At 52.4% G+C, this 17,254-nt stretch carries 11 protein-coding genes and 1 pseudogene; 5 read left to right on the forward strand and 7 right to left on the reverse strand.

The window, feature by feature from the left end; genetic code table 11:
• Positions 1-28 precede the first annotated feature (28 nt).
• Entirely contained in the window at positions 29-4,435 is a 4,407-nt protein-coding gene (locus EGH25_RS10770) for an NACHT domain-containing protein (RefSeq protein WP_266088454.1), read from the reverse strand.
• A 464-nt stretch (positions 4,436-4,899) separates the two neighbouring features.
• Positions 4,900-6,669, reverse strand: coding sequence for a transposase (locus EGH25_RS10775; RefSeq protein ID WP_266088456.1), 1,770 nt, complete (start codon positions 6,667-6,669; stop codon positions 4,900-4,902).
• Between the two features lie 317 nt (positions 6,670-6,986).
• On the opposite strand from EGH25_RS10775, the gene EGH25_RS10780 reads away from it, so the two are divergent.
• Positions 6,987-7,523, forward strand: a complete 537-nt coding sequence (locus tag EGH25_RS10780; RefSeq protein ID WP_266088458.1) for a winged helix-turn-helix transcriptional regulator — start codon at positions 6,987-6,989, stop codon at positions 7,521-7,523.
• A gap of 29 nt (positions 7,524-7,552) precedes the next feature.
• On the opposite strand, the gene EGH25_RS10785 is transcribed toward EGH25_RS10780, so the two are convergent.
• Positions 7,553-8,686, reverse strand: coding sequence for a PD-(D/E)XK nuclease family protein (locus EGH25_RS10785; protein ID WP_266088460.1), 1,134 nt, complete (start codon positions 8,684-8,686; stop codon positions 7,553-7,555).
• A 97-nt stretch (positions 8,687-8,783) separates the two neighbouring features.
• Positions 8,784-9,788 carry a Cdc6/Cdc18 family protein gene (locus EGH25_RS10790; RefSeq protein ID WP_266088462.1) on the reverse strand — a complete coding sequence of 335 codons (1,005 nt, stop codon included), beginning with the start codon at positions 9,786-9,788 and terminating at the stop codon, positions 8,784-8,786.
• 207 nt (positions 9,789-9,995) lie between these two features.
• Between EGH25_RS10790 and EGH25_RS10795 the strand changes: the two genes are divergently transcribed.
• The 4 genes from EGH25_RS10795 to EGH25_RS10810 all read left to right on the forward strand — a co-directional run bounded on the left by EGH25_RS10795 (position 9,996) and on the right by EGH25_RS10810 (position 14,418).
• Positions 9,996-10,271, forward strand: coding sequence for a DUF7967 family protein (locus tag EGH25_RS10795; RefSeq protein ID WP_266088464.1), 276 nt, complete (start codon positions 9,996-9,998; stop codon positions 10,269-10,271).
• A 103-nt stretch (positions 10,272-10,374) separates the two neighbouring features.
• Positions 10,375-11,124 (forward strand): helix-turn-helix domain-containing protein, encoded by a 750-nt coding sequence (locus EGH25_RS10800; RefSeq protein WP_266088466.1) that lies wholly within the window; start codon positions 10,375-10,377, stop codon positions 11,122-11,124.
• 71 nt (positions 11,125-11,195) lie between these two features.
• A complete protein-coding gene (locus EGH25_RS10805; protein ID WP_266088468.1) occupies positions 11,196-13,100 on the forward strand; it encodes a heavy metal translocating P-type ATPase in 1,905 nt (634 codons plus the stop codon).
• Positions 13,101-13,365: 265 nt separating this feature from the next.
• Positions 13,366-14,418 carry a sodium:calcium antiporter gene (locus EGH25_RS10810; protein ID WP_266088470.1) on the forward strand — a complete coding sequence of 351 codons (1,053 nt, stop codon included), beginning with the start codon at positions 13,366-13,368 and terminating at the stop codon, positions 14,416-14,418.
• Between the two features lie 310 nt (positions 14,419-14,728).
• Here EGH25_RS10810 and EGH25_RS10815 read toward each other — a convergent pair.
• From EGH25_RS10815 to EGH25_RS12170, 3 genes and pseudogenes are all read right to left on the reverse strand, one after another.
• Positions 14,729-15,568 (reverse strand): annotated as a pseudogene (locus EGH25_RS10815) (RNA-guided endonuclease InsQ/TnpB family protein); the annotation flags it as partial.
• 33 nt (positions 15,569-15,601) lie between these two features.
• A complete protein-coding gene (locus tag EGH25_RS10820) occupies positions 15,602-15,790 on the reverse strand; it encodes a hypothetical protein (RefSeq protein ID WP_266088474.1) in 189 nt (62 codons plus the stop codon).
• 600 nt (positions 15,791-16,390) lie between these two features.
• The gene (locus tag EGH25_RS12170) at positions 16,391-17,203 is read right to left on the reverse strand and encodes a hypothetical protein (protein WP_266088478.1); all 813 of its coding nucleotides are present in this window, start codon (positions 17,201-17,203) and stop codon (positions 16,391-16,393) included.
• Positions 17,204-17,254: the final 51 nt, after the last annotated feature.

Consider the following 17,254-nt stretch of genomic DNA (forward strand, 5'->3'; position numbering starts at 1 on the left):
CCAGACTGAAATAGAACAACTACCTCCATCAAGTGTCAGAGAGCTTCCCCCAAACCTGAACCCTGTCTTCATAAGGCCAGAAAAGCCTCCGCAGGCGCTGCATCGTATGTGACAATAATTCTTCAGCAGCAATTTGACCTTCTGTCCGCTTTACAATCCATATTAATTGAGGAAAAGTGCTCTGGTAGGATGCCTCATCAATAATAGAACTCCTTCTCCAGGCTCTCAATACTGCCTCCAGTGCATCTTCTTGAGATATATCTATGAGGGCGTCTGCAAGACGCTCAAATCCAGGGCCACCAATATACCAGCTCATTAGATCATGTTCAGCGATTATTTTTACGAGGAAGTCAACAGCTTCCTCAGCGCCCTCTTGGTCCGCTAGAACATGGGCTAGCGGTACAGCCGCCATTCCTTCATACCAATACCGTCTCTCTTGTAGTAGTCTCCCAGCGGTGCGTAGTTCGTAGGTACTTAGATCTCGGAAGTCATCCTCCGAGAGAGGATCCTCTTCTGAACAGTCAGAGAATAACCGGTGGAGTTCCTCCTGTTCGGCAGGGACCTCCACTTCATTAGTCTCTTTTATATCAGGTTCATCTTCCTCCTCTTTTCGGAGGTTTTCCGGAGCTTTAACATCGTAGTTCTCTACGAGTTCCTCAACTGTTTCCGCCAAATCTCCACTCACTCCTTCGTCCACATACTCGCCTGCGTTCATTAGGACAAGCGATTTGGTTACCAGATCCTCCCAGCCGTGGTTTGCTGCAATCTTAGCGGTCCTGCCAAAGAATCGGATTTTCTTATCTGTGTATTCATTTGTAAGTACCTGTGCTCGCTGTGCGTCGATATAGGCTCTTAACTCACCATGTGTTATCCCGGATGGATTGTCTAAACGCCAATTTCGTAGTTTCTTGAGCGTGAGTTGGTTAGACGCGCCTTCAAAAGCTGCGTCAATATCAATAAGGTCCTTGTCCAAGAGATCAGTCAAAAACATACCCTCGTAATGCAGAGTTTCCTTTCCGTCGGTCAATTCATGGAGAAGCCGTGCCCAGTTGATTAACTGAATTGCAGTACCCATGTGGCGGTCCCAGTCGTTGCCAGCCACATCCCGAAACCCTTTCCAGACATCGTTCAAGAAGACATCCTTCCGATAGCCATAACGGAAACAACGTTCTATCGCACTGTCAAAATAGTGATCAGCGTAGTCAGGATATCCTGCTTCTGCGGCGTTGTACGCTAAATCGGTCAGGGCTCTCGCCGGTGGTTCTTCGTCTGGCGGTCGTTTGAGAATTTTCTCAAACTGTTCGTCAAAAGCCTGTGGCAGCATATCGTCCGGATACGTTCCAACGAGTTCCCAAGAGATCGAAGGTAGCAGATTCTCGGTCTCACCATGAGTATCGTTAGCGAGTTCATGAACCCGCTGTACCTGATCTGTAGATCCCTTCTCAATCACATCCTCAAATTCTTTAACAGCAGCTTCTACGGATGCCCTATACTTCCAGTGTTCACTATTCTGAATTGATTCGTCCGCAAGTGATCGATCATTGAACCGCTGTTCAAGGAACTCAAGGGTAGCATCAACCCATCGGCCCGTTTCGTCAGAAGATCCTCGCGTCGTTGCGGCTCCAACCAAGGCAATGAATTGGTGTACCTTTGGATGTTCAGCAGAGATATCTGCCAACCAAGAGAGGACCTCGTCTGGAGACCGATCGTAGCTCGCGAGAATCGCCCCAATATAGTATGCGTCACTGAATTTTGACTCGTTCTCCGTCGGACTCCGTTTAGGCTCTGCCAGCCGCTGATCGTCGATTATCTCCACAATTTCGTCCTGTGGACCGCCACACAGAAACAGCGTATGGAGGCCAGCAATAGACACATCGGAGGGAGGAGGGGCATTTTCACGGAGCTCTTCTCTCCACGAGTCTGGAAGCCGCTGGTCTATTTCTCCGCAAGCTTCCAAAGCCACCTCACTGTCTTTGAACAGCCAATCAGGAGGAGGAACTTGATAGTCGATCAGATCTGGATGATGACGGACTGTTGCGAGGACTTCGCGGGGAAAATGTTCTCCTGTATCGGCACGGCGGGTTTCCTGTGCGATGTCCCAAAATTCGTCCGGGTGAAGTAGAATCGCTCCGAGTTCAAAATAGGCTTCTGGGTCCCAACTTGGTTGTTCGGCCTCGCGATAGTCATTCTCCCACTGTCTCATCCATTCTCGTTCGACTTCACCCTCCCATTCCTGAGCAACCGTCCGCATTGCCGAAAGTGCTTCTTCTGTACCGCCGTTGTATTCTCGGATTGCGTTGACTAACCGGATAGCTGCATCACGGTTACCTCGCGCCGTATAGAAGGCAAGGCGGTCTGTATCGTCGGCGTATATATCCAGCATATCTCGGGTGACTCCACCTAGAATCGTACAGTCAAACGCCGTTGTGTAGTCCCCCTCACGTAGTGAGGCGTCGAAGGCAAGGTTGATTGCCTGAAGAACTTGGTCTACGTGAGCACCATTTTCCCACCATTGCAGCACTTGATCAAGGGAGACCAAATCTTTGAGAGCGGCATGTCCGGGACCGTTCTCTGCATGGTATGTAAGACTATCCAACCTAGTAGGGGTCTTTTCGCATCGTTCAACCAGATGGTCGAAAATCTGTTCGTGCCCTTCCTCAATTTCATCTGGACTGACCTGGTCTAGCACGAAGGACCGGAAGCTATCATGGAACACTTGCAGGCGTCTGCCATCGAATTTATCAAGTATATGGGATAGCGGCATCTCATCAACAGAAAGTTCTTGTCGAGTCCAAGGGAGGTTGATTATTTCATCTATAATGTCGGCATCAATACCTGTGGGATTTAGCGCAACTAGATTCGCTGCGTCTCGTTCGTGTGGGCGTAGGGGCTTCCAGACTGTTTCATAATACTGCTCAAGTTTACCATCTACCTCAGATGCTTCATCCAAGGCCAACCGAAGTCCCTCTTGCACTTCGCTTCCGGAGGTCGTCGCCTTTCTGAGAAGGTGGGAGAGGATAACCGGAAGACCACCTGATACGGATTCTACGCGTTCCACTAAATCATCAGTTGGCGAGACATCGTTCTCTTGGAGGTAACGAGTAATCTCGTTCGTTTCCCACTCGGGAACAGTAATATGTTCGCTTATCCTCAGATCTTCATGGAGTTCAGTAGAGAGCGGACGGCTGACCATTATCAAGGTTAAGGGAGAGGGGAAATCGAGCTGGGTTAATTCCTCAAGTACTGTATTTTCAATTTCATCACCGTGAGCGGTGTCGCCGAATGATCGCAAGGCATGGTCAAGACCGTCAATAATGAAAAGTGGCTGCTGATCTTCGCGGATGGCCCAGTTTGCTACGCTGTCAATATACTCTTGGAGATTCTGTGTCCCCGTCCAGACCGGAGCCGCGACCCCGTCAGCAAATGCTTCTGGAAACGAGCTATGAAGTTGCGCAGCCAGTTGATGCCGAAACCAAGCTGGGTCGTTTCTTTTTCTTTCTACGTGTTCAGCGTCGTCGGGTACATACAGGAAGAACCACAACGCCCGCTTATTCATCGTCTCCGACCATTCCCTATGCAATAACTCGATTCCGGTCGATTTGCCGCTTCCAGGTCCTCCCTCAATCAATAAACGGCTAACATCCTCGTGGAGATCTTCTAAATCCTGAACCCACCGAGGTTCGATATATCCCTCCTGAACGGGGAACTCTTGAGATATATCTGGAGTCGGAATATATCCTAGTCGCCTCACAATATCCTCCCGGGTAAGTCGAGTAATCGACGAGTGATTGCGAGCCCATCTCGCTAAGTCAATAGCGTCTGTTACAAGCGTCTTAGGTTCACTAATCTCTGGATGTTCCAGTTCATCAAAAATCGGTGCAACATTCTTTTCAATTAGGTCTACCAGATCTGTATCCTGGATTGTTTCAGCAAGTTCATTGTCATCAGCTGTATCAATACCAGGAACACCCATGATATACTCAATCTCAGTTCCTGAGAACACTTCTCCATCACCATTAGCTAAATGCTTGGTCGGGAATCGCAGATCTCCAAAGAATGATACTTCCCTCTCATCTTCTAAATCGACATCTGCACCAGGTTCGCTAAGATGGGATGTTAGAATGACGAATCTCGATCCTTCTCCCGCAGTAAATCGATCTCGTGCCGAGTCAACGAAGTTGTCAACATAAAATTTAGATGAGGCGTTTTCCAAGTCACTCAAATTGAGTTGTTGTCCTGGACGGTTTTTTACTTGGAAGCAAATCTGATCACTATCTTGCTCAAGGATAAGGTCATCAAATTTATCTCCTGACTGAAATGAGTCCTCAATAGCTACCGCTTCCGCTTCTTCGAACACTACTGAGAGTACTGCACACCCGCCTATGACGTCTTGAAACGTATACCCCCTGGCTGTGGGGGCCAGTCCCTTCCCCATTATCAATATGTTTTCACCTCTAACAATAAAACGTGGGGAATGTCAGGCATTTCCTGTTGTGATACGCCGACTAGACGAGTTGCTTTGCCGAAACTTATTTTGCCTATTATCTGAGTTTCGCGTAGATAGTTCCTCTCATGCCTGGTAAGTTTACTTTTCTTACCTAACATAGTCGGGTATATATCCTAGTACTTGTTTGGTAAGAAACCGGAGGAGAGAGAAATAAGATGGAGAGAGTATCGATAGAAGAGTCCCAACCTGACTGTTTGGGATTTCTACAAACGAAAAGGAGGGGTTGTTGACGCCTCCACCGATTGAGCTGATCGTGAAGACCGAACTGCCACTCGAATTGACAGTTATGTTACTGTTCTACTAAGAAACAGAGGTAACATCGGCGAAAATAGCGTGGGACGGAGAAAGCTGTCGCTCGTTAAAACGGTGATGACGCGGAGAAAACTCTGTCCTCAGCCGCCAGGATCGAACAGACAGAATGCGACCAGCTCGATGAGCTCGCCCGCCAGAATTGGTGGGTGTTCACCGAGATCGACGTCCACTGCGTCCCGTAGGATAAAGTTCGCCATTCGCCACACGTTGTATAGCAGCGTTCCAATCACGAAGTACAGGAACCGAATCCGGAAGTCTTTCGACGCCGACGTCGGCAGGAAGTGTTTCTTGATGGTCTTGTACTCGTTCTCGATCTCCATGCGTTGACTGTACTGGCCGAGCAACGCTTCCGCACGGTGATGGTCAACGTGCTCGTTGATCGTGAACACCGCATACTTGTCCTCGTCCTTCTTCGACGGCGTGTAGACGTACGTGATGTCGTGCTCACGACCGTCGAATGTCTGGGAACCATGCACGATCCGACTGTCGTACACATCGTGTTCCTGAATCTCGTCGATGTGGTCTTTGTCAACCTGTGCGCGTGCCGGCTTCCCAAGCACATACAAATGCTCACGCCGGTCGATGACGTCACGCGTTTCGAGACTACTGAACCCACGGTCGAGGAACACCTTACTGATGTCCACGTGGCGGGAAGCCTGCTCTAGCAAACTCCCCACGATGTCAGCACGAGATGTCCGCTCAACGTCCCATCCCATCTCGGCTTCCCACCGTCGCTGATCGCGTACTGGTTCCACACCAAGTACAATCGGCGTGTTCTCTGCGATAATCGTGATCGTGGCGAACTTGTACCCGCGCTCATCGCTATCCTTGAGCCCGGACACCAGGTCCGGGTGGTCAGGGTCCAGCAATTTCTCTTTCCCATCGATGGTTACCTTGATGGGTGTCTTGTCGGACTTGCGGACCTTCTTCTCGGACATGAACGGTGATGCCCAGAAGTTCCATGCGGTGATGTCAATCGCAGCATGCACCGGTTCTCTGAACCCTGGATTATCGTAGTCATCATCGGTGAGTTCGTCCAGGATGTTCTCAACGCCAGCATGGAACGGCTCCAGCACCTCGTCACGGATACGCTTCCACTCCGGTTCCTGCCTCCCTGTCACGAATTCGTCGAATGTCAGCTGTGACTCCGGGTTGGCGACCTTCTTCATCGTACGATTGTGCGAGGATCCGTGTGGGACGGTCTCCCGTTCACTGAGTCGAGCGAATCGTCGTGATGCGGTCGTCGTCCCGGCACGAGACATGTTCAGGTAACCTTGCCGCTCGAAGTACGCTTCCAGCGGATACTTCGCGTTACTGGCTCGATCAGCACTGAATTCACGGAATCCAAGCTCAGTCGCGCGCTTCACCGCATCCATAATCTCCGCTTCATTGACCCGGTCATGCTGGACGTCTGCAGGATCAAGCGCAGGCTCATTCGTCCGGATAACATCATGCTCGCTACACACCGTACGAATCACCTCAGCGGCGTCTCGCAGAAGTTTGCGCTCTGCTGGGTCGAACCGTTGCCGCTTGTTGTGGCTGATGATCTGCTGTGAGACTGGCCGGTCGAATCCGAGGCGCAGATACACGTACGCAGCTCCGCTCAACCGGCGGGCAAGCTCTGACTGGTTCAACTCGCGCGCGTACTTGTAAAGGAACAACCGCACCATCGGCTCCAGTTCAAACTTTGCACGGCCTGGGTCATCGTATCCGCTGAACCAGTCCTCTTCTATGTCGAGATTCGTAATGATGCGGGTGATGTGGTCGTGAATGTGGCACAGATCCTCCGTCTGCTCCTCTATAGACTGGAGAATCTCGTCCCGCGAAGCTGGTGCATCGGCAGACGTCACCGGCACCACCCCTGCAGAGTACGCAGCCGCTGGCTAACGCGGGAGTAAACAGTCACCCACGCATGGCTTCTCGACTGCGCCCTGGAGGTGATCGGGCAAAGCAGGGAATCAGCCATAGCGTACCAGAGGGTTACTTTGAATCGAAGCATATTCTCGCGGGCGAGATTTCCGAATTTCCGAATTAACGTACGTTCTTGCGGTTATTAGCCGAGAACCGTACAGCAGAATTCGAAACCAAAATCGGTTTGAACCGAAGCGTACTTTGAAACGGACCTACCTTCGGTTTCTAAGAGGGTCCACACGAAACCGTCCTGTGAATGCCCGAATCTGAGTCGATTAGTGATTTCCTTCAGAAACGCGGCGCTCTCGGGATTCTCACACTCCTCTCAACGGCGGACGGACGGCGATTTAAAGACTTAGACGAGCAGCTCACCATTAGTTCATCGACCCTCACTTTGCGACTCACGGAAGCCCGTGGCCTGGGGCTCGTGGTTCCCGGGATGGACACTGATGAAACCAGTGTGAACAACGAATACCGAATCACGACGCGTGGGAAACGCGTTGCACGACGTATGGAAAGTCAGGGCCTCATCCACGCTGTTCGGACGATCCTCGATTACCAGCAAGACGTCGAAAGCGAACTGCCTGACTTACTCGACTGGGTCGAAGCCCACAAAGAGGAATTAGCACGGTTGGATGACCAGACACCGTATCAGGACCCCTTTGGAGAGTCTGTTGTTGACACCGGAGATGATCCGGAATACGACGATGAGAGAATGATTAAGGAAGATTTCGGCAGAGTCGAGCAGTGGGGTACTGAACCGGATGGGGAAGAAGACGAAGTGGGTGAGTAGGCTCTTAGGTAACTGGCCTGGTGGTGGTTTCACTCACGGTCAGTGTTGAGTTGCGAATCTGCTTCAGGACCACTCAACGTAACAAGGTCCCCAGCTTCAGCACAATCCGGGCAGAAGGGGAGATTGTCTGCGTTGCCGTCCCAGTCAACGGAATTCCAGTCGAATGAGGTACCACATCTAGAACACTTCCAATCGTAGACTCCGTACTCCTCGGCAAGATCAGGGAATCGGTGAGCGAGTGTCGGTGTGAGTTGTGCGTCACGCTCTTTGTGTGCTTCCAGGTACTCTTGGAGGTTCTGCCAGTCGTACTTATCGAACACCGGAAGCAGACCGTCATAGCCGGTATCTCCGTACGGTGTATCAGCCTCACCACAACGATGTTTGAACGAACAGTATTTACACTCCCAGTCGCGCTCAGGTGTGGCTGGAGGCAGTTCACATGCTTGTTCGTACTGGGTTTGTGTAGCCATCCATTTTACGACGCGCTCCCAGAATACCGGATCAAATTCGACGTGGAACGCTGCAATGTCCAGTGTTGTCCGGCTCCCATACACGATCATTCCGTCCGTAATTGAGTGGTCGTACTCGTTGTTGAGTGCGTACAGGTACGCGTGCAGTTGTGCCCGGTGGTGCGGCTTCGGGGCTGATAAATAATCGACGGAGGTTGTCGTTTTGATCTCCGTCAGAAACAACGGGTCTGCATCGGTATTCACGATTGCAGGGTCAGTTGACCCGCGCACGTGGAGTGAGGTATCATCGACGACGATTTCGGTGTCAATCCATAGTGAGTTCGCTACGTACGTTTCTGGAGTTGTGATGTGCTGCAAGAATGGGACGATAACCTGTTCTTCGAACTCGGATCCAATCCAGAACAGGCCTTCCGGCGGGGTGCCTTCGCGTGGCGCGTTCTTCCGGGCGTAACTAGCTTTCCGATGACATTGGAGGAGTTTGCTCGGTGAATGACGCTCCGGGTCTTTGGATGGCGACGGCCCGTTGAAATACGCCTTCCCTTCGAGGATGTTCGTCTGGAATTGCTGTTCACTGTACCACTCGTTGAACTCACGATTCGTTACGCGCTGACGCACGATCTGTTGAGCTTCATGTTCGGAATTCGGAGACGGTGAGTCCGCTCCGAGAGGGTTGTCTCTGGATGGACCGCTCATCACAATTCGAGTGAGAATATGGGGGACAATAGGCAGCCGCGTGTAATTTCCGAATCCTTCACCAATGGACCAAGTGAGCGCATTGAAGGGTGTCGAGTCATACTCTCGTCCGGTAGATTCGGGCCTTCGTGTTCCCCTCAGCGCGGATCAGGTTGTAGTGTTCGAGTTTGGAAAGATAATTCCGGACCATCCGCTTGGTTTTCGGGTCACCTGCAGTAGCACAATACGACTCATAGAGTTTCTGTGGGGTGATCTTTCCGTGCTCCGAGATAATGTTGTACAGGAGTTCCTGGTCCGTTGTGAGTCGATCTATGGTTTTCTGTTTGATTTCCGATTTCGCTTCCGGAGTCTCTTCCTGAATAATGTCGGCTGTGATCTCGGCAACTGACTCGTGTTTTGCTTTCCGTGCGGCTCGTCGGAGGATACCGATTGCTACACGAGCATCTCCAGCGGCGTTTGCCGCAACCAACTCCAAACGGCGCGTGTCGATGACGTCCTCTGCGAGTCCCCATCGAACACGGTCAGTAAGAATGGCAACGAGTTCCTCTTCGTGGTATGATCGGAATCGGATGCGTTCACAGTCGGTGAGACGACTGTTCAACCGGTCATCGATAGCCGCGAAGAGACCCTCTTCGTCGTTGGAGATAAGGATCATCGTGAGGTGCGGAATCCGGTACAGGTCGTACAGTAGTGACTTGTCTTCTAACTGGTCTACTTCATCCAGAATGACGACGTATGGTGTCTCGTCGGCGTTCCGAAGCCGTTCAAGCAGAACGTCCTTTGGAGTGGATTGCCGGTGGACATCAACGGTTCGGCCGATACCATCTAGCAGTCTGTACAGCGTTTTGAACCGGCTATGGTCTTCCCAGCAGTTCACGTACTGGTAGTTGAGATCCACGACGGCCTCGCGGAGTTGCTCGACGAGGAACTGTGCGATACACGTTTTCCCTACTCCTGATGGGCCATGGAGGAGTGCTGGGTCAGCTCGCTGTCCTTCCGTGATCGGATTGAGGACGCTGGAGAGGTAGTTGACTTCGGCATCCCGGTGTTGCACCTCCCGAGGGATGAATTCTGGTTGCAGGACGCGTGCATCTGTTATCATGGGTGCGTCGACGGGAACTGCCAGGATAATAAATGGAAGTGTGTGATTTCCGAATTTCCGAAATGTCCACCACTCATTGAGCTTGCTTAACCCAGTGACTGAATCTTTGCCGTAATCCCAGCTGAAACCCACCTGAATCCGGGCCTTATCACCTGGTTTGGAATAAAACAACTGAACTCATTTTACTCCAAGGCACATAAAACGGGTATGGAAAGCGACAAAGTCCGTGTCTGGTTGGTCGAGCGGACGTATTCTGACGACGAACAAAACCTGATCATCCTCATCTACGCGACTCCTGATGGGGAACAATATTTCAGGAAAGAACGCGCTCTCACAAGTTTCACGGATATGCGCGACACGACCGCTGCACTAGACGTTGACCCGGACAATCTGGGAACTGTTGATAACGAAAACGAACAAGAACAATACGCTTCAGAAGCCACCCGTATGGCTGAAACCCACGATTCTAACGACCCAATCTAACTAACCGTTTTCTTATGTTCAGGATGCCTTCCCCACATACACGCAGATTGAGTAGTAGGGAGAATCCCGATTGGTTTTGTCCATGCCCATCCTACTACCGAATATGAGAGAACTTGTCTTCGCCCTGGACTACGAACCAAGGACGAATACACTCGCGGATACCCTCGCCGGCCATCCAGACGCTCACATCCGGTCTGTATCTCTTCACGCCACACCTACCAGCCTCTGGCGCGTTGACCATGCTACTGGGTCACCAGAAGCCCTCTCTGCTATCGAAGAAGCATTTCTCACAGCTGACTATTATGCAGACTGTCTCGCCGCCGAACCGTGTGATGCGGAATCCGAAACGCAAATCCTTGACCGAACAGACGAAACACTCGTCTTTTATACGTGCTGGCAACGAACGTCAATCTGCACATCCATCCCCCATCTCGCACTAGAGTATCTCGGTGACGGGTTATTATTCGAAACGCGGCACGAACAGCGTCGCCACACATGGCAAATCATTCATTCAGAAGGCGCGGACATCCACGGCTTCTTCGATGCATTGCGCAGAGAACTCGGCCCTGATGTCGAAATGGAGATCGTCCGCCTGACGGGCTTTTCGTCATCACCTACTACGAAGTTCACCACTGGCGAGGGGATACTGTCCCGTGAACAACGCGAGGCGCTGACCGCTGCTATAGAACACGGGTATTACGAGACACCTCGGGAGATCGATCTTGGTGAGCTTGCTGAGAAACTTGATGTGCCGCGGTCAACGCTCACATACCGGGTACGGCGTGCTGAGGCACAGATCGCCAAACAGTTCATAGATCACGAACCGGTAACAGACACGCTACCTACTTCGTAATCGGTATGCTCTAACTCGATTTAGAATATTCCAAATCAAGTCTTATGCTGTCAGTCTTCCTCTATCCCGGTATGAGAGATTCGGACGACTCAGAAGAAAGCCACGCGCAGTGGAGTGGACCGTGGTACCTCTTTCCCCCGATTCGAAACGCCCTCATTGCAGCCGTTATAGCGATACTCACATTCGCTTTCAGCATCTACGACTATCTCCCAGTGCTGGCAGAGAACGGGCTGTACGCAGTAGCGATGCTGTTCGGGGGCTTCCACTGGGCCCAAGAAGGATTCGAAGAATTAGTTGGCGAGTATGAGATCGATATTGAGATTCTGATGTTAGCCGCCACCGGTGGAGCGGTAGCGCTCGGACTGTGGGAGGAAGCAGCATTCCTCGTTATTCTCTACGGCGCTGCAGAAGGGGTCGAGGAATACACGTTCGCACGGACACGCGCCTCAATCCGAAGCCTGCTCGATCTCGCGCCCGAAGAGGCTCGGCTCATCACGGACGGGAACACGGAGATGGTTCCTGCACGGGAACTTGACGTCGGTGATGTCTTCCGTGTCAAACCCGGCGAATCGATCCCGACTGACGGGCGTGTTGTCGATGGGCGTTCGACTGTCGATCAGGCAGCAGTCACCGGTGAATCTGCTGCTGTCGATAAGCAAGAGGATGATCAGGTGTTTGCTGGCACCGTCAATCAGGAAGGAGTTCTCGATATTGAAGCGACCACGACGTTCGAGGATAACACGCTCTCGCAGATGATCCATCTCGTTGAGGAGGCGCAGGAAGAAAAAGGGAAATCACAACTCTTCATCGAGAAATTCGGTGGCGTCTACTCCCCGATTGTTCTCCTGGTTGCCCTCGGGCTCATGATTTCGCCGTTTGTTGTCGGTCTTCCGGACTACTGGGCACGGCGTGCAATCGTTCTGCTCGTCGCGGCTGCCCCTTGTGCCTTGGTTATGTCCACACCGATTGCCATCGCATCCGGTATTGGACGAGCGGGTCGAGCAGGCGTGCTCGTCAAGGGTGGGATTCACCTCGAAAACCTCGGGAAAATCGAAGCAATCGCCTTTGACAAGACGGGGACCCTCACTCGGGGCGAACCGATAGTTACGGATGTTGTTGCGTTTGAGGGGACCGAAGACGACGTGCTCAGGCAAGCGGCGAGTGTCGAACAATACTCTGAACATCACCTTGGTGAAGCGATTATGAACGCCGCGGCTGACCGCGGACTCGAACAGACCGAGGTATCTGAGTTCAGCTCGATCACCGGGTATGGGGCACAAGCCCAGCTCATGGAGGAGACTGTCTACGTCGGGAAACCAGGGCTGTTCGACCGATTCGAGCTCGACGTGGAGGGGATTGCAGAGGTTGAGGAACTGCAAACTGAAGGGAAGACTGTCGTCCTTGTTGGAACCCAATCTCGGATCATGGGGGTCATTGCCCTCCGTGATGAGCCGCGTCCAGAGGCTAAGGATGTCATCAGTGACCTGCATGAGATGGGTGTTGAAGTTCTCATGCTCACGGGAGACAATGAGGAAACGGCGCAAGCCATCGCGGCAGAACTCGGGATTGATGATGTCCGAGCGGATCTGAAACCGGAAGAGAAGGTTGAGGCGGTCAAAGAACTCACAGCGAAGTACGAGGCAGTCGCTATGGTGGGCGACGGAATTAACGACGCACCGGCGCTGGCCCAAGCAACGGTCGGGATCGCCATGGGGACCGCAGGGACAGATGCGGCGATTGAGGCTGCCGACATCGCCCTCATGGCGGATGATATTGCGAAGGTAACGTACGCGCTGTCACTTGGAAAGCGAGCACAGGGGATCAGCCGCCAGAACATCGTGTTTTCGCTGCTTGTGTTGGCCGCGCTCATTCCCGGTGCGCTGCTCGGTGTAATCGGGATCGCCCTTGCAGTGGTCGCGCATGAAGGCTCTGAGCTGCTGGCCATTGGGAACGGGCTTCGGGTGAGACGCGGCTAACGAGGACGAAAATCATGACCGAGAGTTTCCTGGGGTTACTGCGTGACACGCACACGGCCAGAAAGCACGACCCAAGTGCGATCTCGAAGCGGCAATACGACTGTCTCGCCGAGATCGTGGCCTTCGCACGCACCAAGTCTCCCTACTATCGTGAGCTGTATCGGCGACTTAGTGTGACCAATCGAGGGAAATGCCAGACGGACAGGTGGTGCGAATCTCAGGCCAGCAGCGTTTGCCCTAGAATTACTCCCCTTCTACGCCCGGAATGATTCTTCGTATTGGCTTTTGGTTCGGGGTGCTCCTTGCTGCTGTTTTCGTCGCACACTGGGGTGCAGAGAGACTTGCCAATCCGTTAAAGAAACTGCGACGTCAGTGGGGGATAACAGCAGTTGCTGGCGGGACGCTGATTGGGCTCGCGTCCGCCAGTCCCGAAATCGGGACGAACACGGTTAGTGCTATCCAAGGCGTCAGCGGTATTGGACTTGGAAATATGCTCGGTGCGAATATCCTCTCGATTCCGCTTATGATGACGGTCGCCTACGTTGCAACGCGAAAACAGAATCTATCGGACGATACTAGCAAGTCAGAGCAATCTTCTTCTGGGCGTGCCGACACGGCCCATAACAACCACGAACAACATCGCCACGAACGGCTCCTACAGGTCAACCAGAGCGCGGTCACGGTGCTAGCACTCCCCTACCTTGGAATCATCACCTTAGTCGCTATACTAACGATTCCAAAGCCCTGGCGTGGATTACAACCGATTGATGGGACGATCATGTTTCTCGCCTACCTCATCTACGCTGGACAGGCACTTGTGCGTGGCCGACAGGAGGGGGAATCCGTTGAGTGGTCAGCGAAAGAGATTGGGCTTGCAGTCGCTGGCGTCGGGGCACTTGCCGTTGGCGCGTATTTCACCGTCCGAGCCACTGAAAACCTTGCATCGTTATTCGGCATTTCAAACGTCATCGCCGGACTATTCATCACTGCGACGATGAGTACGACGCCAGAAGTGTTTGCGACGTGGGCAGTCACACGAAGCGGGCAGGTCACATCTGGCGCGACGGGAGTGCTGACGGACAATGCAGTCACAATGACCCTCGCGTTTGTCCCACTTGCGCTTGTGACCGTGACGATTACCGACTTCCAACTGTACTGGGTGAATCTCGTGTTTGTCGCCGTGATGCCGATTATCTATTCGACGTTTCTCTACTGGAGTCAAGACGAATCTGGCTTTGCGCGGTGGCAGGTGCTTGTGTTCATCCTCGTCTATCTCGGGTATGTCGGGGTGATGCTGTTCGGAGTCCTAAATATCTGATAGTTGGGGGTGCGCGTGGACGCATTTGGTCGCGGTCGAACCTGAAGGGCCGACGAGAGAGTGCGCGTCTTGGGCGTTTCGACGAACAACCAGTTGTGGGCCCGTGACCATCCTTGGCACGCCTGCGGTCTTCGAAACAGGTTACACGACGACAACAGAAAGGATAGGGCTTGGTCTAGTGATAGTCGCCCCACATCATCGATGCCCACTGGATAGACGATTGATGTTACAGACGACATGAACGGTGGCGCATGATTTGAGTTGACATCCTCCTCCGCCTGAAGGCGGAGGAATCCCGAGCGTTGGGATATTAGGGTTTGCATTCTCCCTGCTCTCTCGTGTTGAACGACCCGCTCTCGCCGTCGAACAGGAAGACTCCGGGCTGTGCCAACCAGCCGTTACTCATATCCCCCAATGGAGGACTCTGAGTTATCTTCCGTCGGATATTCACGGCATCGTACACGTCTGCGTTCATCGTCGTTTCACACGACGAACAGACGTACAGACCACGCTCCACGCGGTTCGCATCTCGAATCTGCCCACAACACGAACACGTCTTCGAGGTGTTCTCCTCGTCTACGCGGTCAACGAGGATACCGTGTTCCTCAGCTTTGTATTCAAGCAGACGGGCGAATCGGTCGAACGCCCATCCGTGCAACTTCTTGTTCCCCGACTGACCCCAATTCCGCGAGTCGCCGTTCTCGTCTTCTCGGATGTCGCTGAGGTCGCCAACCGCTATCTTCTCCACACCTTCGTCCACACACCGTTGGACGATGTGCTTCGAGAGGGTGTGGAGGAAGTGGTCTTTGCGTCGGGAGAATTTCTGTCGAGTCTTCCGCGAACGTTTCGACGGCCCGTTCTCACCTTCAGTCTGGTACTCCTTGCGGGTGAAGTAGTGCTTGTCCTCTTTCAGCGTGTTCCCCGGATACAACTCCAAGGGGCCGTCCTCGGAGTCAATAGCGAGGTAGTTGTTGATACCGAGGTCGATTCCCGCTGTCTTCTCGCCGGGGGCGTTTTCGACTGGGATTTCTTTCTTGCAGACGAGGTGTAGTTCCCAGCGATTGCCGTTCCAGACGGCACGCACCTGCTGAATGTTTTCCACCTGTATGTCGGGCCGGGTTTCGTATTCCGCGAGGATGAAGTCCGACCGGCCGCGAGTTCCAACCCGAGCAGTGCGTTAACACTATTTCTGGGGTTCGTCGCTCACACGAGTGAATTCCGCCGTCCCATACGTCGTCTTTTGGCCATCGCCCTGCTCGGAGGCACGGGCAGGCCCAGTGTAGTAGTAGCCCACGAGTCGGTCGTCCGACTCTCGGTACGTGAACCGGGTCGTCCCGTCGTACGGTCCTTCGTCTTCCGCCTGCTCGACCACGTCTGCGCCCTCGTTCTCGAACAGGTAGGAGAGTTTTGGATGGAGTGTCCCCTCGGTCTGGAAGCTGGCTCCTGTGCTGACCGACGGGGAGCGGGACGACACTTGGTTATCCTGAAGAAGACGACGAGTGGTAATCTCCCGGTGTCCTAAACGGTAGACGGGCGTAGAACCGGAAAGTCCAGAACCGACTTCGATTCCTATCAGTATCCAGTGATTACAGGCGGGTCTAACTCTGTTTGAGGGTGAGCCGAGCAGATTAATCCCCATCATGTTAGCGAACTAGTGGTTTGTAGAAATCCAAACAGCCAAGTTGGGAGAGTGTGTGAAGCCTCTCGGGAGCATCTCGGGTGCCTCTACTCGTCTATTGTTAGATACGTTCTTTCTCTTGTCTTAGTAAATTAAGGACGAGTAATACACCACAAGAAGGAAAAAATCTAATAGCAGAAGATAAGCGCCACTCTCTGAACAAGCCCCAGTTCTTATAGAATTAATAACCTTTGAGGCTCTCTAGATAGACTATATAGCGATAATCAGTTTATTTTGGCGAGTATTCATGGGCTAGTAGAACCATCAGTGAGCGAGACTGAGAGATGAAGATGCCTAGTCTTGATAACGGGGGTTAGAGTCCACAATTCGTATAGCCCTATCTATATCTTCTATCTCTATAGTCTCACTCAGACGAGCACGCGCACTAGCTTCCGAGAAACGTATGATAGACTCTATATCGTTCGTGTTTACAACATTGCCGACGTCTTCCCTTTTAGACGAGTAGTAGTCAGCAACCCGATCCTTTATTTGGTTATCATCCTCTATCCCAGGGTCAACTTCCGAGCGAGCGTATGCGACGTACTTCGACAGAAAGTCAGGCGTCACAGGGAGCTCAGGATCGGTTTCCAGAACCTCACCAGCTGTCTCCCTGTCTTTCTCTTCGTTTGAGGAGTCCACAACAGCGTGAACAGAGTCAAAATCCTCGAGGAGGTCAACCGAGACACCTAGTTGCTCAGAGATACCTCGGGCTTCGTCGAAACTCCCACCATCGGGTAATTTAGTTGTGAGGAGACCAAGTTGCAGAGGAACTGTTTCATTGTATTCTCCCTTATCGACAGGTATTTTCCTAGTCTCCATCAGATGACCGGTGATAGATCTCTTAGGTTTCCGAGATAAATCGCCGAATCCGGTGAGGTAAACCAAACCCGTGTTCGCGGCAGGAAGTAGCCCTGAAGTGAGCATATTTCCCGAGGCGTTTGTTGTAAGGGAAGCCCTAGTAACGTTGTCTCCAGTTGCATAGACGCTTCGCGGCGCTATATTATTTATACTCTTCACGAGACGAGGAATTCCAATACCTGAATCAGAAACTATGAGAACATGTATATATCCCCTGTATTCCGGGCGGTGTTCAGATAAGGAATGAATGAAGAATGAGGCGTGGCGTTTTCTGAGTGCCTATGACAAAAAACGCACGCC

Origin of the sequence: Halorutilus salinus, assembly GCF_026242195.1 — an archaeon.
Taxonomy (GTDB): Archaea; Halobacteriota; Halobacteria; order Halobacteriales; family Halorutilaceae; genus Halorutilus; species Halorutilus salinus.